General features: G+C 68.9%; 19 protein-coding genes. 4 read left to right on the forward strand and 15 right to left on the reverse strand.

Annotated elements, in window-relative coordinates; all coding sequences use genetic code 11:
* Window positions 1-29 precede the first annotated feature (29 nt).
* The 3 genes from ACWPN5_RS12605 (at window position 30) to ACWPN5_RS12615 (ending at window position 3,218) form a co-directional block, all read left to right on the forward strand.
* The gene (locus ACWPN5_RS12605; protein ID WP_145688976.1) at window positions 30-1,013 is read left to right on the forward strand and encodes a homoserine kinase; all 984 of its coding nucleotides are present in this window, start codon (window positions 30-32) and stop codon (window positions 1,011-1,013) included.
* 4 nt (window positions 1,014-1,017) lie between these two features.
* The gene (gene rnhA / locus ACWPN5_RS12610) at window positions 1,018-1,509 is read left to right on the forward strand and encodes a ribonuclease HI (RefSeq protein WP_492295634.1); all 492 of its coding nucleotides are present in this window, start codon (window positions 1,018-1,020) and stop codon (window positions 1,507-1,509) included.
* Between the two features lie 110 nt (window positions 1,510-1,619).
* Complete coding sequence (locus ACWPN5_RS12615) at window positions 1,620-3,218, forward strand: AMP-binding protein (protein ID WP_492295636.1); 1,599 nt, start codon at window positions 1,620-1,622, stop codon at window positions 3,216-3,218.
* Between the two features lie 160 nt (window positions 3,219-3,378).
* Here ACWPN5_RS12615 and ACWPN5_RS12620 read toward each other — a convergent pair whose 3' ends face one another.
* The gene (locus ACWPN5_RS12620; RefSeq protein WP_145688973.1) at window positions 3,379-3,861 is read right to left on the reverse strand and encodes a peroxiredoxin; all 483 of its coding nucleotides are present in this window, start codon (window positions 3,859-3,861) and stop codon (window positions 3,379-3,381) included.
* 28 nt (window positions 3,862-3,889) lie between these two features.
* Window positions 3,890-5,974: a protein-disulfide reductase DsbD family protein gene (locus tag ACWPN5_RS12625; protein ID WP_492295638.1), complete on the reverse strand. Its 2,085-nt coding sequence runs from the start codon at window positions 5,972-5,974 to the stop codon at window positions 3,890-3,892.
* Window positions 5,975-6,132: 158 nt separating this feature from the next.
* Between ACWPN5_RS12625 and ACWPN5_RS12630 the strand changes: the two genes are divergently transcribed.
* Window positions 6,133-6,708 (forward strand): YqgE/AlgH family protein, encoded by a 576-nt coding sequence (locus tag ACWPN5_RS12630; RefSeq protein WP_014240841.1) that lies wholly within the window; start codon window positions 6,133-6,135, stop codon window positions 6,706-6,708.
* Between the two features lie 72 nt (window positions 6,709-6,780).
* Here the strand turns inward: ACWPN5_RS12630 and ACWPN5_RS12635 are convergent, their stop codons facing one another.
* From ACWPN5_RS12635 to cyoE, 13 genes are all read right to left on the reverse strand, one after another.
* On the reverse strand, window positions 6,781-6,999 hold the full coding sequence (locus ACWPN5_RS12635; protein WP_145688971.1) for a hypothetical protein: 219 nt from the start codon (window positions 6,997-6,999) through the stop codon (window positions 6,781-6,783).
* Between the two features lie 119 nt (window positions 7,000-7,118).
* On the reverse strand, window positions 7,119-7,709 hold the full coding sequence (locus tag ACWPN5_RS12640) for a GNAT family N-acetyltransferase (protein ID WP_145688970.1): 591 nt from the start codon (window positions 7,707-7,709) through the stop codon (window positions 7,119-7,121).
* A gap of 27 nt (window positions 7,710-7,736) precedes the next feature.
* A complete protein-coding gene (locus ACWPN5_RS12645; RefSeq protein WP_145688969.1) occupies window positions 7,737-8,993 on the reverse strand; it encodes a M16 family metallopeptidase in 1,257 nt (418 codons plus the stop codon).
* Window positions 8,990-10,402, reverse strand: a complete 1,413-nt coding sequence (gene thrC / locus ACWPN5_RS12650; RefSeq protein ID WP_492295641.1) for a threonine synthase — start codon at window positions 10,400-10,402, stop codon at window positions 8,990-8,992. The genes ACWPN5_RS12645 and thrC overlap by 4 nt, the downstream gene beginning before the upstream one ends.
* 175 nt (window positions 10,403-10,577) lie before the next feature.
* A complete protein-coding gene (locus ACWPN5_RS12655; RefSeq protein WP_145688967.1) occupies window positions 10,578-11,903 on the reverse strand; it encodes a glycoside hydrolase family 5 protein in 1,326 nt (441 codons plus the stop codon).
* An 80-nt stretch (window positions 11,904-11,983) separates the two neighbouring features.
* Complete coding sequence (locus ACWPN5_RS12660) at window positions 11,984-12,202, reverse strand: hypothetical protein (protein WP_200479979.1); 219 nt, start codon at window positions 12,200-12,202, stop codon at window positions 11,984-11,986.
* Between the two features lie 114 nt (window positions 12,203-12,316).
* Window positions 12,317-13,813 carry a carboxypeptidase M32 gene (locus ACWPN5_RS12665; RefSeq protein ID WP_492295644.1) on the reverse strand — a complete coding sequence of 499 codons (1,497 nt, stop codon included), beginning with the start codon at window positions 13,811-13,813 and terminating at the stop codon, window positions 12,317-12,319.
* Between the two features lie 11 nt (window positions 13,814-13,824).
* Window positions 13,825-14,577: an SURF1 family protein gene (locus ACWPN5_RS12670; protein ID WP_492296385.1), complete on the reverse strand. Its 753-nt coding sequence runs from the start codon at window positions 14,575-14,577 to the stop codon at window positions 13,825-13,827.
* Window positions 14,578-14,579: 2 nt separating this feature from the next.
* A complete protein-coding gene (locus tag ACWPN5_RS12675) occupies window positions 14,580-14,954 on the reverse strand; it encodes a DUF983 domain-containing protein (RefSeq protein ID WP_492295646.1) in 375 nt (124 codons plus the stop codon).
* An 81-nt stretch (window positions 14,955-15,035) separates the two neighbouring features.
* Complete coding sequence (locus ACWPN5_RS12680; protein ID WP_492295648.1) at window positions 15,036-15,914, reverse strand: cytochrome c oxidase subunit 3; 879 nt, start codon at window positions 15,912-15,914, stop codon at window positions 15,036-15,038.
* A 75-nt stretch (window positions 15,915-15,989) separates the two neighbouring features.
* Window positions 15,990-16,613, reverse strand: a complete 624-nt coding sequence (locus tag ACWPN5_RS12685) for a cytochrome c oxidase assembly protein (protein ID WP_145688963.1) — start codon at window positions 16,611-16,613, stop codon at window positions 15,990-15,992.
* Between the two features lie 45 nt (window positions 16,614-16,658).
* A complete protein-coding gene (locus ACWPN5_RS12690) occupies window positions 16,659-16,793 on the reverse strand; it encodes a cytochrome c oxidase system small membrane protein (protein ID WP_014240852.1) in 135 nt (44 codons plus the stop codon).
* Window positions 16,790-17,719, reverse strand: a complete 930-nt coding sequence (gene cyoE / locus ACWPN5_RS12695; protein ID WP_145688962.1) for a heme o synthase — start codon at window positions 17,717-17,719, stop codon at window positions 16,790-16,792. Before cyoE ends, ACWPN5_RS12690 begins: the two co-directional genes overlap by 4 nt.
* Between the last annotated feature and the right edge of the window lie 70 nt (window positions 17,720-17,789).

The raw sequence follows: 17,789 nt of genomic DNA on the forward strand, positions 1-17,789 counted from the left end.
GGCGCCCCGAATCCCGGTAAGGCGCTGGCATGGCCGTATACACCGAAGTCACCGACGACGAGCTGAACGCTTTCATCGCCCAGTACGATCTGGGCGCCGTCCTGTCCTGCAAGGGCATTGCGGAGGGGGTGGAGAATTCCAACTTCCTCCTGGTGACGGAGCGCGGCCCCTACATCCTGACGCTCTACGAGAAGCGCACCCGGCGGGAGGACCTCCCCTTCTTCCTGGGCCTGATGGAGCATCTCGCCGACAAGGGCATTGCCTGCCCGCTGCCGGTCCAGGGCATGGATGGGCAGTCCCTGCGCGAGCTGGCCGGGCGTCCGGCGGTGATCGTCACCTTCCTGGCCGGCATGTGGCCGCGCCGCATCACGCCGCACCATTGCGCGGAGCTCGGGACGGCGCTGGCCCGCCTGCATCTGGCCGTCGCCGACTTCCGGATGGAGCGTCCCAACGCCCTCTCGCTGGACGGCTGGAAGGATTTGGCCGGAAAATGCGCGCCGCGCGCCGACGAGGTCGCCCGCGACCTGCGCGCGACGCTGGAGGCGGAACTGGCCGCGCTGGAGGCCAACTGGCCCGCCGGCCTGCCGTCCGGGGTCATCCACGCCGACCTGTTCCCCGACAACGTGTTCTTCCGCGGCGACGGGCTGTCCGGCCTGATCGACTTCTACTTCGCCTGCAACGACTTCCTGGCCTACGACATCGCGATCTGCATGAACGCCTGGTGCTTCGAGGTCGATGGATCGTTCAACGCCACCAAGGCGCGGATGCTGCTGACCAGCTACCAGAAGGTCCGCCCCCTGTCGCCGGCGGAGCTGGCCGCCCTGCCCTGGCTGTGCCGCGGCAGCGCCCTGCGCTTCCTGCTGACGCGCCTCTACGACTGGCTGAACCATCCGCCGGGGGCCTTCGTGCGCCCGAAGGACCCGCTGGAATATCTGCGCAAGCTGCGCTTCCACCAAACCGTCCGCGGGCTCGGCGACTACGCGCTCGACGACGGCGGCAGCTATCAGGTCTGACGCCATGACGGACACCGGAACCGGCACCGACGGTGACAAGAGCGCGCCGAAGGTCGTCGACATCTTTACCGACGGCGCCTGCAGCGGCAACCCCGGCCCCGGTGGCTGGGGCGCCATCCTGCGCTACAACGGGGTGGAGAAGGAGCTGTACGGCGGCGAGCCGGCCACCACCAACAACCGCATGGAGCTGATGGCCGCCATCCAGGCGCTCGAAGCGCTGAAGCGGCCCATGGAGGTGCGGCTCTACACCGACAGCGAGTATGTGAAGAACGGCATCACCCAGTGGATTCACGGCTGGAAGGCCCGTGGCTGGAAGACCGCCGACAAGAAGCCGGTGAAGAACGAGGATTTGTGGCGGCGCCTGGACGAGGCGAAGCGGCAGCACCGCATCGAGTTCCACTGGGTGCGCGGCCACGCCGGCCATCCGGAGAACGAGCGGGCCGACGCGCTGGCCCGCCAGGGCGTCGCCGACGTCCGGCAGGCCGCGCGGGGCTGAGCCGTCTGGCGAACGGTGACCATCCTCAAGGGTTTGTGGACGGCGGACCCGCCGTCCCGCTAGGCTCCCTCCGATAACGAACGACGAAAGATCGTTGGGAGGAGACCGAGATGTATCCGCATTTGCGGAACGAAGCCCGCTGGGTGCTGCCCGAGGTGCTGGCCCATCAGGCCGCCGAACGCGGCGCCAAGACCTTCGTCACGATGATCGCCGGCAAAGAGAACAACGGCGATTCGCTGACCTACGCCGAGGCCCAGGAGCAGGCGGGCCGCGTGGCCGGCTTCTTCGCCGGGTTGGGCGTGAAGCCGGGCGACACGGTGGCGGTGATGCTGCCGAACGGGCTGGACTTCGTGCGCGTGTGGCTGGGGCTGGGGCGGCTGGGTGCCGTGATGGTCGCGCTGAACACCGAACTGAAGGGCGGCTTCCTGGAGCACCAGTTGGAGAATGCGGGGGCCACCCTGGCGGTGGTCGATGCCGCTCTGGCCGAACGCATCACCGACATCGCGCCACGCCTGACCGCGCTGCGCGGGCTGGTGGTGCCCGGCGCCGCCCAAGGATCGCCGCACACGGCGCTGGAAGGCTGGCGCGACGCCGCCCCCTATGACGGCCCCCTGCCCCGCGCCGGCGACGACGCCTGCATCATGTACACGTCGGGCACCACCGGCCTGTCGAAGGGCGTGCTGATGCCGCACGGCCACGGCTTCCTGTTCGGCTTGGGCTCCATCGACAATTTCGCGCTGACCGACGAGGACCGCTTCTACATCTGCCTGCCGCTGTTCCACGCCAACGGGCTCTACATGCAGCTCTACGCCGCGATGATCTCCGGCGGGTCGGCGGTGCTGCGCGAGCGGTTCAGCGCGTCGTCCTGGCTGGACGACATCCGGCGGCACGGCTGCACGGTGACCAACTCGCTGGGCGCCGTCACCGCCTTCGTGGTGGCCCAGCCGCCGCGCCCCGACGACCGCAACCACCCCTTGCGCCTCGTCGGCGCCGCCCCCAACCCGGCGGACACCGAACGGGTGCTGCGCGAGCGGTTCGGCGTCCGCGACGTCATCAGCCTCTACGGCATGACCGAGGTGAACATCCCGCTCTACGCCGAGATGGGCAAGCCGCGCCCCGGCACCTGCGGCAAGGTCTACGACCGCTATTTCGAGGTGGAGATCCGTGATCCGCAGACCGACATCCCGGTCCCGCGCGGTCAGGTCGGCGAGGTCATGGTGCGCCCGAAGGCCGCCTTCGGCTTCCTGTCCGGCTATCACCGGATGCCCGACAAGACGGTGGAGGCGTGGCGGAATCTGTGGTTCCACACTGGCGACGCCGCGGTGATGGACGCGGAGGGCTACGTCACCTTCGTCGACCGCATCAAGGACTGCATCCGCCGCCGCGGCGAGAACGTCTCGTCCTACGAGGTGGAGACGGTGCTGTCGCGGCTGGAGGGGGTGGCGGAGGTCGCCGCCTACGCCGTGCCGGCGGGCATTCCGGGCGCCGAGGACGAGATCATGGTCGCGCTGGTCGCCGCACCGGGCGCCGCCCTGACGCCGGAGTCCGTGGCGGCCTACGCCGAGCGCGAACTGCCGCGCTACGCCCAGCCCCGCTACATCGACATCGTGGACGCCTTCCCCAAGACGCCGACCGCCAAAGTACAGAAGGCGAAGCTGCGGGAACGCGGCGTGGCCGACACCACCTGGGACCGCACGAAGGCGGGGTGAGGCCTCAAATCCCCTCTCCCCTCTGGGGAGAGGGTCAGGGTGAGGGGGTTGCGCGTGGCGGACCGTCCGGCACAAGCGCAACCCCCTCACCGGCCCTTCGGGCCACCCTCTCCCCAGAGAGGAGAGGGTTTGTAATGGCGCCCTGGGTTGCTCTGCCCCCTTACAGGGCGCCCAGCACCGCTTCGGCCGAGGACACCTCGAACTGGCCCGGCTTCTCCACGGCGAGGTGGGTGACCTTGCCGTCCTTGGCGACCAGGGCGAAGCGCTGGCCGCGCAGGCCGAGGCCGTAGCCCGTGCCGTCCATCGTCAGGCCCAGCGCTTGGGTCAGAGCGGCGTTGCCGTCCGGCAGCATGGTGACCTTGCCGCCAACTCCGCTCTTCTCGCCCCAGGCGCGCATCACGAAGGGATCGTTGACGGCGAGGCAGACGATGTCGTCCACCCCCTTGGCCTTCAGGTCTTCGGCCTTCTGGACGAAGCCCGGCAGGTGCTTGGCGGAGCAGGTCGGGGTGAAGGCGCCCGGCACGGAGAACAGCACAACCGTCTTGCCCTTGAACAGCGCGTCGGTGGTGATGTCCTGCATCCCGTTGTCGGTCAGATGCTTCAGCGTGACGGACGGGATGGCGTCGCCCACTTGAATGGTCATGTCTCCTGAACTCCCAATTTTTTGTGTTTCAGCTTTTGATCCTGCCGGACGCCCGGTCGAGCGCGTCGAGGACGGCCCCTTCGGTCAGCAGTTCCGGAAGCGCGATGCCCTCCGGAGCCCCCGGACCATAGACGATGTTGAAGGGAATGCCATAGCGGCCGTGTCGGGCAAGGTAGCGGGCGATGGCCTCGTCCGGTCGGGTCCAGTCCGCGCGCATGGCGGTCACCACCCCGGCGTCCTCCAGCCGCTGCGCGACGGCGCCGCGGTTCAGCACCAGCTTCTTGTTCGCCTGACAGGTGATGCACCAGTCGGCGGTGACGTCCACGAAGACGGTGCGCCCGGCGGTCACCTGCTCGCGGATCGCCGCCTCGTCGAAGACGGCCCAGCGCGCTGCTGCGCTTTCGGCGACCGGAGCCGCCCCGGCGGAGGGGCCGAAGACAGCGGGAACGGCGAAGGCCACCAGAGCCAGCAGACCGGCCAGCGCCGCCCCGGCCCAGCGCGCCGTCTCCGCCAGCCGGCGGCCCAGCCACAGCGCAGCGACCAGACCGCCCATCAGCACGGCGACGGCCAGCGCCGGCACCTCGCCGACCTGGACGACCAGCACCGACAGCAGCCACAGCGCGGTCAGGGCCAGCGCCCCGCCCAGCACCCGGCGCAGCGCCACCATCCAGCGCCCCGGGCGCGGCAGCAGGCGCGCGGCGCGCGGGAAGGCGGCGATCAGCAGGTAGGGCAGCGCCAGCCCGACGCCGAGCGCGGCGAAGATGGCGAACACCTCCAGCGCCCCGCGCGACAGCGCGAAGCCCACCGCCGTCCCCAGGAACGGCGCGGAGCAGGGCGTGGCGAGCAGCGTGGCGAAGGCACCCGTCGCGAACTGCCCACCCAGCCCCTGCCCCTCCGGCCCGCCCATCCGGTCGGCGATGGCGCGCGGCAGCGGAACCTCGAACAGGCCCCACAGGTTGGCGGCGAACAAGGTCACCAGAACGACCATGAAGACGAGGAACAGCGGCTGCTGGAACTGGATGCCCCAGCCCACGGCGCCGCCCGCCGCCTTCACCGCGACCAGCGCTCCGGCAAGGATCAGGAAGGAGGTCAGGATGCCCGCCGCCGAGGCCAGGAAGCCGGCGCGCACCGCCGCGGGTGCCCGTCCGCCGTGCTGGACGATGGACAGCAGCTTCAGCGACAGCACCGGCAGCACGCAGGGCATCAGGTTCAGGATCAGCCCACCCAGCAGGGCGACTCCCAGCATGGCCAGCAGACCCGCCGGAGCCGGCCCGGCACCTCCGCCCAGCCCCGCCGCGGCGGTCGCCGGAGCCTCCACCGACCGGTTGCCGTCCACCACCGTCAGCGTCATCACCCGTCCGGCGAGGTCCAGGCCGGGCGTCGGGTCGGTCGCGTCCATCCGCAGGATCGCGCGCCGGTCGCCATCGAGGAACTGGCTCTTGGGCGCGGAGAAGGTCACCGGCGGGTCGGTCTCCACGAACACGTCGGGGGCGACCATCGGCTCGCGGGCGGTGACCTCGACCTCCAGCACGGCGCCCTGGCCGCGCACCGCCGTGACGGTCAGGCCCGACGCCCGCCCGTCGCCGGGCACCAGGGACTGGGCGCGGGCGATGTCGTTGGCCGACGGCCCCGGCGTCGCCGGACCCTCGGGGATGGACAGGGACAGCGCCACCATCTCCGGCACGCAGATGGTCGAGCAGACCAGCAACTCCGCCTTCAACGCGAGATCGAGCGGCTTGCCGGGCTCCGCCGGTGTGGCGGCGATGGGGAACAGCACCTCCGCGTCGTAGCCCGCCGTCTCGAAGCCAAGCACGGTGAAGCGGTGCGGGGCCGGGTAGATCAGCTCCGTCGCCGTGAGGTTCCGCGACTCCGACCAGTCCAGACGCGGCGCGAATCCGGCGTCGCCCGGGGTGCGCCAGTAGGTCTTCCAGCCCGGCTCCAGCCGGACCTCCAGCCCCAGGGGGATTTTGGCGAGGTCGCCCACCCCCTGGACCGATGCGACAAGCCGCGCCTCCACCGGGCCGGACTTGACCCAGGAGCCGGTCTCCGCCCTCCCCATTCCGGGTGCGGCCAAGGCCAGGATGGCGAGCAGGAACGGAACAAACCTTTTCATCGCACCGACTGTTCTCATATCAAGACGCAGCGGGCCGCCCATCGGCCGCGGCTGTATATGGATGACAAAGCTTGGCCCGTGCTGTCACACTCGGGCGAAGACGGCTTCGGGCGGCCGCCAAACGGTCCGCCCGTCCCCCGACACTAAGGATAGCGCCCATGCCGCACCTGACCAAGTCCTCGGACTATCTGACCGGCCAGTTGCTGATCGCCATGCCGGGCATGACGGACCCGCGTTTTCAGCGGACCGTGATCTACATGTGTGCCCACAACGAAGACGGCGCCATGGGCCTCGTCGTCAATCGCCTGTTCGGGTCGGTCACCTTCGAGGATTTGCTGGAGCAGCTCGAGATCGAGATCCAGGAGCCGATCGCCAACATGCCCGTCCATTATGGCGGTCCCGTGGAGTCCGGGCGCGGATTCGTCCTGCATTCGACCGATTACGTGCGGGACGGCACGCTGGTGGTGGACGACGAGGTGGCGCTGACCGCGACCATCGACATCCTGCGCGCGATTTCCGAGGACCGCGGGCCGCGCCGCAACATCCTGCTGCTCGGCTATGCCGGCTGGGGTCCGGGACAATTGGACGCGGAAATCCAGGCGAACGGCTGGCTGAACGTGCCCTGCGACGAGACCCTGCTGTTCGATCCCGAACTGGACACCAAGTGGGAGCGCTCGATCGCCAAGCTCGGCGTCAGCCTGTCCATGCTGTCGGCGGAGGCCGGGCACGCCTGACGGCTTCCGCTCTGCACCAAGGGGCACAAACCCGCCGCGCAACAAGCGGCGGGACCTCACGTCAAAGCGCGGTTACGGGGCCTTGCTGGCGATCGCCAGGGCGAGGCCGCGGGCCTGCATGAGCTCGCTGCACCGCTCGACCAGCTCGTCACCGGCGTAGACCGCCCAGCCGCTCTGGAAACCCGACGCCTCATAGCGCAGATCGACGCGGCGCCCGTCCAGTTCGACGGCGTAGGTGAGGGAATCCTCTTTCGTCCAAGTGGCGTTCGGATAGGTGGGGTTCGACGACATATCCGCCTCATGCGATGCGAAGGACATGCCGTCAGCCTGCGCCCGCTCCCTTAACCATGGGTTAAGCCGCCCGGGACAAACCCTTGGGATTCCGGAGTCGGGCACCCCGACCGGAGGGGTTATCCCTGCCACTCCTCGCGCAGGATGGCGTAGAGAACATGATCCCGCCACACCCCGTCGATGCGCAGATAGCCGCGCGCGTAGCCTTCGTGGGTGAAGCCGACCTTTTCCAGCAGGCCGCGGCTTGGCGCGTTGGTCGGCAGGCAGGCCGCCTCGACCCGGTGCAGCCCCAATTGCCCGAAGGCGAAATCCAGCACCAGCCGGGTCGCGCCGGACATGTAGCCGTTGCGCGCGTAGGGCTGCCCGACCCAGTAGCCGAGCGTCGCCATCTGGGCCACGCCACGCCGCAGGTTGGTCAGCCCCAGCCCGCCGACCAGCCGGTCGGTCGCGCGGTCGTAGACGAGGAAGCTGTAGCCCTGGTCGTCGCGCCACTCCTGGGCCTGCCGCCGCAGCCGCCGCCCGAAGGCGGCGCGGGTCAGCGCGTCCGCCGGCCAGGTCGGCTCCCAGGGGGTCAGGAAAGCGCGGGAGTCCGCCCGCAGGTCGGCCCATTCCCGCCAATCCCGCGGCAGCGGCGGGCGGATGTAGCAGACCGGCCCGTCGAGCCGGACCGCCGGCGGGCTGATGAGACCACCGCCGAGCAGGCGGATCATGCTGCCCCTCCCACCCTGGCGCGTCCCTTACCGGAACCGCGCGGCGATGCGGTCATACTCCTCAAGCCGTCCGATCGGGCCGAGTGCCGCCACGGTGGGGCGGCTTTCGCGCAGGCGCCGGGCGACGCGGACGATGGACTCGCGGTCGACCGCCCCGATCTTCTCGACGATCTCCTCCACCGGCACGGGACGCCCATAGACCAGAAGCTGCTGACCGAGCTGCTCGCAGCGCGACATGGAGCTTTCCAGGGCCATCAGCGTCCCGGCGCGGAGCTGGGCGGCGGCGCGGGCCACCTCCTCCTCGGTCACGTCCTCGGTCACCCGCATCAACTCGTCGCAGACGACGGGGACCAGCTCCGCCACCTCGTCCTCGCCGGTGCCGGCGTAGACGCCGAACAGCCCGCCGTCGCGGTAGGCGCCGGAGAAGGTGTAGATGGAATAGACCAGCCCGCGCTTCTCCCGCACCTCCTGGAAGAGGCGCGAGGACATGCCGCCGCCGAGCAGCGTCGACATCACCGAATGGGCATAATAGTCCGGGTCGTGCACCCCCACCCCGTCGAAGCCCAGCACGAGGTGCATCTGCTCCAGGTCCCGCGCCTCGCGGAAGTCGCCCCCGGCGTAGCGCGCGTCCTCGGATTCCGGCGCCGGGCGGGAGGACAGCCCGTCGAAGGCCGACAGTGCCATGTCGACCAGCCGGTCGTGCTCCAGCCGCCCGGCGGCGGCCAGGACGATGCCCGGCGCGCCGTAATGGCCGTCGATGTAATCGACCAGCGCCGGCCGCGACAGGGCGCCGACGATTTCCGACGACCCCAGGACGGGACGCCCCAGCGCCTGCCCCGGATAGGCGGTCGACTGGAAATGGTCGAAGATGATGTCGTCGGGGGTGTCGGCGGACTGGCCGATCTCCTGAAGCACCACCGTGCGCTCCCGCACCAGCTCCTCGCTGTCGAGGACGGAGTTCTGGAGCATGTCGGCGATGAGGTCGAGCGCCAGCGCCGTGTCCTCGTGCAGGACCTTGGCGTAATAGGCCGTCTGCTCGCGCGTCGTGTAGGCGTTGAGCTGGCCGCCGACATTCTCGATCTCCTCGGAGATGCGGAAGGCGGAGCGCCGCTCGGTGCCCTTGAACAGCATGTGCTCGACGAGGTGCGCCACGCCGTTGACGTTCGCAGACTCGTTGCGCGTGCCGACCCCGACCCAGCAGCCGAGCGAGACCGACTGCACGCCGGGCATCGTGTCGGTGGCGACGCGCAGCCCGTTCGGCAGCGTGGTCACGCGGATGCTCATGCGGCCTCCTTGGCGGCGCGGGCGCGGGCGACGACGAACTCCTGGACCGCCGCCACGTCGTTGGGCAGCTCCGACAGCCGCTCCTCCCGCTCGTAGAGGTCGGACAGGCGCGGCGGCAGGACCGGGCGCCGGCCGGTGGCCGTCTCCACGGCGTCGGGGAACTTGGCGGGATGCGCGGTCGCCATCACGACCACCGGCACCGACGGATCGACCGGCGCCACCATGGCGGAATGGATGCCGACGGCGGTGTGCGGATCGACCTGATAGCCGCCGGTCTTTTTCCAGACGCCCTTGATGATGTCCATGGTCAGCGCATCATCCGCGCGATTGGCCGTGAAGATGCCGTGCGCCTCGGCCAGTTGCTCGTCGGTGACGGCGAATTTGCCCTCCGCACGGAACCGCTCCATGGCGGCCTGCACGGCGGCGCCGTCGCGGCCCAGCAGGTCGAACAGCAGCCGCTCGAAGTTGGAGGAGATCTGGATGTCCATGCTGGGACTCAATGTGGGCACGACCGGAGCCGCCGACATGGTGCCGCTGGCAAAAAAGCGGGCCAGGATGTCGTTGGTGTTGGAGCCCACGACCAGCCGCTCCACCGGCAGGCCCATCGCCCGCGCGCCGTAGGCGGCGTAGACGTTGCCGAAATTGCCGGTGGGCACGGTGAAGGCCACCTTGCGGTCGGGCGCGCCCAGCGCCACCGCGGCGGCGAAGTAATAGACGATCTGGGCCATGATGCGCGCCCAGTTGATCGAGTTCACCGCCGACAGGCCCATCTTGTCGCGGAAGGCCATGTCGTTGAACAGCGCCTTCACCAGATCCTGGCAGTCGTCGAAGGTGCCGTGCAGCGCGATGTTGTGCACGTTGTCCGACAGGACGCTGGTCATCTGGCGGCGCTGCACCTCCGACGTGCGGCCCTTCGGGTGCAGGATGAAGATGTCCACGTTCTGGCGATCGCGGCACGCCTCGATGGCGGCGGAACCGGTGTCTCCCGAGGTGGCGCCGACGATGGTCACCCGCTCGCCGCGCTTGGCCAGCACATGGTCGAACAGGCGGCCGAGCAGTTGCAGCGCCACATCCTTGAAGGCCAGCGTGGGGCCGTGGAACAGCTCCATCACCCAGATGCGCTGGTCGAGCTGCACCAGCGGCACCACCGCGGCGTGGTCGAAGCTGGCGTAGGCGTCCTTCACGATGGCGCGGAAGTCGTCCTCGGCGATGGCGCCGCCCAGGAAGGGCAGCATGACGCGCACGGCGATCTCGCTGTAGGGAAGGCCGCGCATCGCGCGGATCTCGTCGGCCGAGAACTGCGGCCAGCTTTCCGGGACATAGAGGCCGCCGTCACGCGCGAGACCGGCCAGAAGGACTTCCTCGAAACCCAGGACCGGGGCCTGGCCCCGCGTGCTGACGTACTTCAACGCACACTCTCCGACGCCTGAAGGAGGCCGACGCTGTGGCGGGCCGGCGAACTCTTGTGGAACGGGCATAGTTAGCGCCCTCCCACACGCGGCGCAAGCGGCGGGTTCCGGGTGCGTTGCATTCCACCGTCCCTCTCCCACCCCGGGAGAGGGACGGTGGAATGCTGCCCGCCGATCAGGCGCCGGTGTGGACGTCCAGCGGGTCGTGATGCAGCGCCGACGGATCGTGCGCAGCGTCGACCGGCGGAAGCGCCACCGTCTGGGCGGCGAGCGCGGCGTCCACCAGGGCGGCGGTGCTGTGGTCCGCCGCCTGCGGCTGGGCCACCGTGTGGGACAGGACGTTGATGTCGCCCTCCCCCAGCGCCTGGGCCTTCGCCGGAGCCCAGGCGGCCTTGGCCGGGCTGACGCCGTCGAACAGGCCTTCCTTGATGGCGTTGTACTTGGTCTGGTCGACCGTCTGCCAATCGTCCTTCAGGATGCCGCCGGTGTCGCCCGAGTTCGGGTTCCACGACCAGTAGGTCCAGCTCGCCCCTTCTTTGCCGGCGCCGAGGTCGTTGGTGCCGTTGCCGTCCAGGTCGCCGTTCATGTAGTCGATCAGCTTAGCCATGTAGGCCTTGTCCTGGTCGGTCTCCAGCTTGCCGCCAAACTCGCCGACCAGCACGGGCGCCTTGTCTTCCTTCAGCAGCCAGCCCCAATTGTCGGTGTACTGGCCCGGCAGGTTGTTCGGGTAGTCGCTGGCCTTGAACCACTCCATCTCATGGATGGACGGGCCGTAGGAGTGGACCGAGTAGACCAGCTTGCCCGGATTGTCGAACTCGATCGGGCGGTCCTTGGCGCCGCGCAGGTTGCCGCCCCACCACTCCCACTGGTTCTCGTGGATTTCGACGCCCTCGACCAGCAGCAGCCAATCCTTGTTCACGGACTGGATCTCGTTGCCGATGCGCTCCGCGGCCCAGGCCCAGTCGGTGGCCTTGTCGCCGCCACCCCAGGTCGCCTGCCCGTGCGGCTCGTTGTGCAGGTCGGCGCCGACGACGGTGTCGTTGCCCTTGTAGCGCTCGGCCAGCATCTTCCAGTTTTCGATCATCTTCGACTCCGGGTACTTGTCGTCGTACCACAGGCCGTTCTCGTTGGCCGACGCACCGTCGCTGGAGCGGTGGTGATCGAGGATGACCTTCATGCCGATGCGCCCGGCGTAGTCGATCACCTTGTCCATGACCTCAAGCGGGGACTTGTTCGCGAGGTCGGGATTCTTGGAGGTGTCGATGCCCGTCGCCCGGTCGGCGTCCAGAGCCGCGTCGCTCCACGGCAGGCGGATGGTGTTGAAGCCCATCTCCTTCATCTGCTCCATCATCCCCCAGTACCCGCGCATGTCCATGCCGTTGGGGTTGAAGACGAAGCCCTCGCCGCCGAACCAGTTGACGCCCGTCAGCTTGACGTTCTGACCCGACGAATCGACGATCTGGTTGCCGTCCGTGTGCAGGAAGCCCTTGGCGATGCCCATTGTGCTCAGCCCTCGTTGCCATTCGCGTTGGGCCGGAAGCTGGCGGTTTATGGTTAACGAAATATTGCCGGGAATGTCGCTCAATTCCGGCAATCCAAGGCATGTGTGACCATGTCCGGAAGAGCGGATTTTGAAGACATTTGAGACAAGGAAGACACGTCGAGTGCTTGCGCTGTCTTGAGGCTGTTTTTCGGATTGATTGCTTGATGGCGCGAAGCGGCGCACGGGAACGAAGGAGGGTTACGGGTCAGCCTTTTGCGTTCGGTGGATTTTGCGGATTCTTCCGCATCAGCGAACATGTTTCGGCGCCCCCTTGCCCCCACCCCGGCCCTCCCCCGCTTCGCGGGAGAGGGAAAATAAGTCCCCTTCCCTGCGTCAGCGGGGGAGGGTTAGGGAGGGGGCAAAGGCTCCGCTCAAGCACCCAGATACCGGCTCTCCAGATGCCGCCGGAACACCGCCGCATCCAACGGCCGCCCGGTGGCCGCCGTCAGCAGTTCATCGCCGGACGCGTAGAGACAGCCCTTGCCGTGCACATTCGCTCCCAGCCACGCCACCAACGGCACGAGGTCGCCGCGCGCCAGCGCCGGGCGGATGTCCGGATCGGCCTTCGCCGCGGCCTCGAACAGCTGGGCGGCGGTCATGGCGCCCAGCGTGTAGCTGGGGAAGTAGCCCCAGGCGCCGGACGGCCAGTGGATGTCCTGAAGGCAGCCCAACCGGTCGTCCGGCGGCGCCACCCCGACCAGGTTCTTCATGCCGTCGTTCCAGGCGCCCGGCAGGTCGGCCAAGGCCAAGTCCCCGGCGATCAGCGCCTTCTCCAGCCGGTAGCGCAGGATGATGTGCGCCGGATAGGTCACCTCGTCGGCGTCCACCCGGATGAAGCCGCGCTCCACTCGGCTGTAGAGGCGGCGCAGGTTGTCCGGCTCCCAGGCCGGGCCGGAACCGCCGAACGCCTCCTGCGCGACCGGGGCCAGCCAGCACAGGAACTCCGGCGAGCGGCAGGCCTGCATCTCGACGATCAGCGACTGGCTCTCATGCACCGCCATGCCGCGGGCGAGCCCCACCGGCTGGCTCAGCCAATCACGCGGGCGGCCCTGCTCGTAGAGGGCGTGCCCCGTCTCGTGCATCACCCCCATCAGGGCCTTGGTGAAGTCGTCCTCGTCGTAGCGGGTGGTGATGCGCACGTCGCCGGTGGCGCCGCCGCAGAAGGGATGCAACGACACGTCCAGCCGCCCGCGGGTGAAGTCGAAGCCCGCCGCCCGCATCAGCCGCTCGCCCAGCGCCTTCTGGTTGGCGACGGCGAAGGGCCCCACGGGCCGCAGCGGCGCCGGCTCGGCGGCCTGCCGGTCGAGGACGCGCCCGATCAGCTCCGGCAGGAAGCCGGCCAGACCGGCGAACAGGGCGTCGATCCGCTCGGAGCGGGCGCCGGGATCGTGCTCGTCCAGCATGGCGTCGTAGGGCGACAGGCCCATGGTCGCCGCCTTGGCCTCGCCGCACTCCCGCACGCGGCGCAGCACCTCCGACAGGCTGGGCAGCAGCTTGGCGAAATCGCTTTCCGCCCGCGCGCTGCGCCACGTCATCTCGCAGGCCGAGATCGCCTTGCTGGTCGCCTCGATCAGATCGCCGGGGACGGCGGTGGCGTGGCGGTGGGTGCGCCGCATCTCCCGCAGGTTGGCCGCCTGCCAATCGTTCAGCCCTCCCGCCGCCTCGGCCTCCGCCAGCCAGTCGGCCACGCGGGGGTCGGTTTGCAGCTCGTGGGCGAGCACGGTCAGGGTGGCGGTCTGCTCCGCCCGCCCGTCGCTGGAGCCGTCGGGCATCATGGTCTGGCTGTCCCAGCTCAGGATGCCCAGGGCGTCGCCGATGGCGGCGATGCGGGCGAAACGGCGTTCCAACTCCCGATAGGCGGCTGTCATGGACGCAACTCCTAGGATGCCGGACCGGTTCTCCGGCGTTGGGACAGCACATAGACGACGACCAGCGTCGCGGCGAGGCTATACCAGGTGAACGCGTATTGCCTATGGTTGTTGGGAAGCTCGACGAGCGGCTGAATCCCGTTCAGCATCCCGGTCTGGGGCGCGTTGCCCCGTGCCGGGTCGGGGGTCATCTCGACCGCCAACGGGGCGACTGTCTCCAGCCCGGCGGAGGCCGCCATGGCCGGCGGGTCCAGCCGCATCCAGGACTCCGCCCCCGGCCGGTTGCCCGGCTGGAGCCAGCCGGCGGGCTGCGGCAGGCGGACCAGACCGGTGACGGTCACCGGCCCCTCCACCCGGCTCTCCAGACGGCTGGCGGGGGCGCGCTTGTCCATGGGCAGGAAGCCGCGGTTGACCAGCACCACGCCGCCGCCGTCCTCCGCCGGGCGCTGCAGCGGGGTCAGCAGCTCGTAGCCCGCCTGTCCCCGCCGGGGCCGGGCCACCAGCAGCAGTTCCTTGTCGTTCAGGAAGCGCCCGGTCACGGTCACCGGGCGGAACTCCAACGCCTCCGGATCGGCGATCGTGGGGGGCAGCGGGATGGGGGCGGCGTGCAGCCGCTGCTCCACCCGGCGGACCAGATCCTCCTTCCACGCCAGCCGCTGCATCTGCCACGTGCCCAGCCCCAGCATGACCAGCACGGCGGGCACGGTGATCAGCGTCGCCCACAGCGAAGGGCGGAAGCGGCGGGGTTCGGCGGCGGCGGTCATGGTCACTCGTCCGGGTCCTCCAACTCGTTGCGCCGGTGGCGGTACTGCAGCGCCACCACATAGGCCTTGGCCGGGCGCAGCATGCCGAGCGCCAGCCCGAGCACGACGATGCTCCAGACGACGGCGTGCAGCCACAGCGGCCAGTCCACCGACATCGACACCCACAGCGCCACCGGCACGACCAGGAAACCCAGGATGAAGATCAGGAAGACCGCCGGCCCGTCGCCGCTGTCCTGCCGGGCGAGGTTCAGGTTGCACACCGAACAGCGCTCGTTGACCGTCAGATAGCCGTCGAACAGCTTGCCCCGTCCACAGCGCGGGCAAGCGCAGCGCAGGCCGGCGGTCAGGGGCGATGGGCTGGAGTAGTACGTGCTCAAATGATCCGCCTCCTTCCAGGAACGGGAAGCCCCTCTCCCCCGGTGGAGGAGAAGGGCTTCGCAAGGCGACAGGGGGATGGATCAGTGGCCGCTGGCGGCGCCCAACGACCCCCACCAGTAGATCGACACGAACAGGAACAGCCAGACCACATCCACGAAGTGCCAGTACCAGGCCGCCGCCTCGAAGCCGAAATGGCTCTGCGGGGTGAAGTGGCCCTTCATGGTGCGGAACCAGCAGACCGCCAGGAAGATGGTCCCGATGATGACGTGGAAGCCGTGGAAGCCGGTCGCCATGTAGAAGGTCGACGGGTAGATGCCCTGCTTGAAGCCGAAGGCGGCGTGGGCGTATTCCCAGCCCTGGAAGAAGGTGAACATCACCCCCAGCAGGACGGTCAGCCCCAGAGCGCGCGACGCCTCCTTGTTGCGGCCCTCGAGGATGGCGTGGTGCGCCCAGGTGACGGTAACGCCCGACAGCAGCAGGATCAGCGTCATCATCAGCGGCAGGTGAAAGGTCTCCAGCACCGTGATGTTCGGCGGCGGCCAGACGCCTTGCGGGTTCTCGGCGAACACCTTGGGGTAGAGCGCCGCGTCGTAGAAGGCCCAGAAGAAGGCGGCGAAGAACATCACCTCCGAGGCGATGAACAGCGCCATGCCGTAGCGCAGGCCGATCTTCACCACCGGGGTGTGCGCCTTCTCGCGCACCGCCTCCTTGATGACGTCGCGCCACCAGCCGAACATCACGCCCAGGATGGACACGAAGCCGAGGGCGGCCAGCAGCCAGCCGCCGCCGTGCATGTAGATGACCATGCCCGTCGCGAACAGACCGGCGGCGAAGGCGCCCAGAAGAGGCCAGGGGCTCGGCTTCACCAGATGGTAGGGATGCGGGATGCCGGCGCCCTCGCCCGCGCCGTGCGCGGAGGCTGGGGGATGCGGCATTTGCGCGTGCGTGATGTCGGCCATCGTCTCTTTCCAACCCCGGTTTGTTTCGCCCGATTTCTTCGTTCAGCCCTAATTTGCTGTTCAGACTGTCTTTTTTCAGTTCGCCGCGGTCCCGGTGCCTTTCGCACCCGCGGCCTGCGTCGCGTGCTGCGCCAGCACCTGGGTCTCGTCCTTGGCGCGGAAGAAGGTGTAGGACAGGGTGATGGTGGTCACGTCCTCCATCGCCGGATCGTCGGCCAGGGCCGGATCGACGAAGAAGGCCACCGGCATGTCCACCGATTGACCGGGCTCCAGCACCTGCTCGGTGAAGCAGAAGCACTCGATCTTGTTGAAGTACTTGCCGACCTTGTCCGGCGTGACGTTGTAGAGCGCGGTGCCCACGGTGGGCCGGTCGACCCGGTTGGCGGCCTGATAGGCGGCCAGCCCCATCTCGCCCAGCTTCACCGTCAGTTCCTTCTGCTCCGGCTTGAAGCGCCAGGGCAGCGACTGGTTCACGTCGGCGTTGAAGCGGACTTTGATGACGCGGTCGACCTGCCGCGCCGGCGCGGCGTCGGCCCGCTGGGTGGTCCCGCCGAAGCCGGTCACCTGACAGAACAGCGCGTAGAGCGGCACCGAGGCGTAGGCCAGCCCGACCATCCCGAAGACGAGGCCGAACAGCCCGGCCATGAACAGACGGTTCTTCCGCCGGAGCCCCTTGTCGTTTTCAGGCCGGTCGCTCATGGCGCCGTTTCCTCCCCTGCCGTTTGTCCGCTCAACGTCCCGTGGTCAGTGCCCGCCCATCCGCACCAGCGTGATGACGTAGAACATCACCACCAGACCGATCAGCGCGGCCAGGACTGCGTAGTTGCGCCCGCGCAGCCGCTTGCGGCGTTCCTCGTAGGATTCATCCATGATCGTCATGCCCCGCCTCCGGTCGTCAGGATTCCGGTCACCAGATGCTCGCCCATCAGCAGGGCGAACAGCAGGAACAGGTAGAGGATCGAGAAGCCGAACATCTGCTTGGCCGGCTTGTCGTCGGTGGCGCGCAGCACGCGGACCGCGCACAGCACGAAGAAGGCGCCCAGCAGGCTCGACCCGATCAGATAGGCGAGACCGCCGGTGCCCAGGAAGTACGGCGCCACGGCGACCGGCAGCAGGACCAGCGTGTAGGCCAGCATCTGCCGCTTGGTGGCGTCCGGACCGGCGACCACCGGCATCATCGGCACCCCGGCGCGCGTGTAGTCGCCGTTGCGGAACAGCGCCAGCGCCCAGAAATGCGGCGGCGTCCACAGGAAGATCAGCAGGAACAGCAGGATGGAGGGCAGTTCGACCCCGCCCGTCACCGCCGCCCAGCCGATCATCGGCGGGAAGGCGCCGGCCGCCCCGCCGATCACGATGTTCTGCGGCGTCCGCCGCTTCAGCCACATGGTGTAGATGAAGACGTAGAAGCCGATGGTCATCGCCAGCAGCGCCGACGCTGCCCAGTTGACCGCCAGCCCCATCACCACGACCGACGCCGCGGCCAGGATCACCCCGAAGGCCAGCGCGTTCTCCGGCTCCACCCGCCCGGACGGGATCGGGCGGCGGATGGTGCGCGACATCACCGCGTCGATGTCGCGGTCGTACCACATGTTGATGGCGCCCGAAGCACCGGCCCCGACAGCGATGCACAGCACCGCCACCGCCGCCAGCACGGGATGGATGTGGCCGGGCGCCAGCACGATGCCGGCGAGCCCGGTGAACACCACGAGCGACATCACCCGCGGCTTGAGCAGTTCGATATAGTCACCCGGCGTCGATCCGGAGACCGGACCTGTCGAGACCCGTTCAATGCTCAGGTCCGTCATACTTCACTATCCTCTGGCTTTTCGGCTCTCTGGCCGGAGGGAGCTTCCCGGCTCCCCCGGCGTCATGGTC

The organism is Azospirillum sp. UENF 211521 (genome assembly GCF_058780535.1).

What these genes read in the sequence shown, in the direction of transcription:
- ACWPN5_RS12605 (WP_145688976.1), top strand. Translation starts at nt 30, where the DNA reads ATGGCCGTATACACCGAAGTCACCGACGACGAGCTGAACGCTTTCATC.
- ACWPN5_RS12660 (WP_200479979.1), bottom strand. Translation starts at nt 12,202, where the DNA reads ATGTTCGCTGATGCGGAAGAATCCGCAAAATCCACCGAACGCAAAAGG.
- ACWPN5_RS12640 (WP_145688970.1), bottom strand. Translation starts at nt 7,709, where the DNA reads ATGATCCGCCTGCTCGGCGGTGGTCTCATCAGCCCGCCGGCGGTCCGG.
- ACWPN5_RS12690 (WP_014240852.1), bottom strand. Translation starts at nt 16,793, where the DNA reads ATGACGATCATGGATGAATCCTACGAGGAACGCCGCAAGCGGCTGCGC.
- ACWPN5_RS12625 (WP_492295638.1), bottom strand. Translation starts at nt 5,974, where the DNA reads ATGAAAAGGTTTGTTCCGTTCCTGCTCGCCATCCTGGCCTTGGCCGCA.
- ACWPN5_RS12645 (WP_145688969.1), bottom strand. Translation starts at nt 8,993, where the DNA reads ATGAGCATCCGCGTGACCACGCTGCCGAACGGGCTGCGCGTCGCCACC.
- ACWPN5_RS12685 (WP_145688963.1), bottom strand. Translation starts at nt 16,613, where the DNA reads ATGAGCGACCGGCCTGAAAACGACAAGGGGCTCCGGCGGAAGAACCGT.
- ACWPN5_RS12680 (WP_492295648.1), bottom strand. Translation starts at nt 15,914, where the DNA reads ATGGCCGACATCACGCACGCGCAAATGCCGCATCCCCCAGCCTCCGCG.
- ACWPN5_RS12620 (WP_145688973.1), bottom strand. Translation starts at nt 3,861, where the DNA reads ATGACCATTCAAGTGGGCGACGCCATCCCGTCCGTCACGCTGAAGCAT.
- ACWPN5_RS12665 (WP_492295644.1), bottom strand. Translation starts at nt 13,813, where the DNA reads ATGACAGCCGCCTATCGGGAGTTGGAACGCCGTTTCGCCCGCATCGCC.
- ACWPN5_RS12670 (WP_492296385.1), bottom strand. Translation starts at nt 14,577, where the DNA reads ATGACCGCCGCCGCCGAACCCCGCCGCTTCCGCCCTTCGCTGTGGGCG.
- ACWPN5_RS12635 (WP_145688971.1), bottom strand. Translation starts at nt 6,999, where the DNA reads ATGTCGTCGAACCCCACCTATCCGAACGCCACTTGGACGAAAGAGGAT.
- ACWPN5_RS12655 (WP_145688967.1), bottom strand. Translation starts at nt 11,903, where the DNA reads ATGGGCATCGCCAAGGGCTTCCTGCACACGGACGGCAACCAGATCGTC.
- cyoE (WP_145688962.1), bottom strand. Translation starts at nt 17,719, where the DNA reads ATGACGGACCTGAGCATTGAACGGGTCTCGACAGGTCCGGTCTCCGGA.
- ACWPN5_RS12630 (WP_014240841.1), top strand. Translation starts at nt 6,133, where the DNA reads ATGCCGCACCTGACCAAGTCCTCGGACTATCTGACCGGCCAGTTGCTG.
- ACWPN5_RS12615 (WP_492295636.1), top strand. Translation starts at nt 1,620, where the DNA reads ATGTATCCGCATTTGCGGAACGAAGCCCGCTGGGTGCTGCCCGAGGTG.
- rnhA (WP_492295634.1), top strand. Translation starts at nt 1,018, where the DNA reads ATGACGGACACCGGAACCGGCACCGACGGTGACAAGAGCGCGCCGAAG.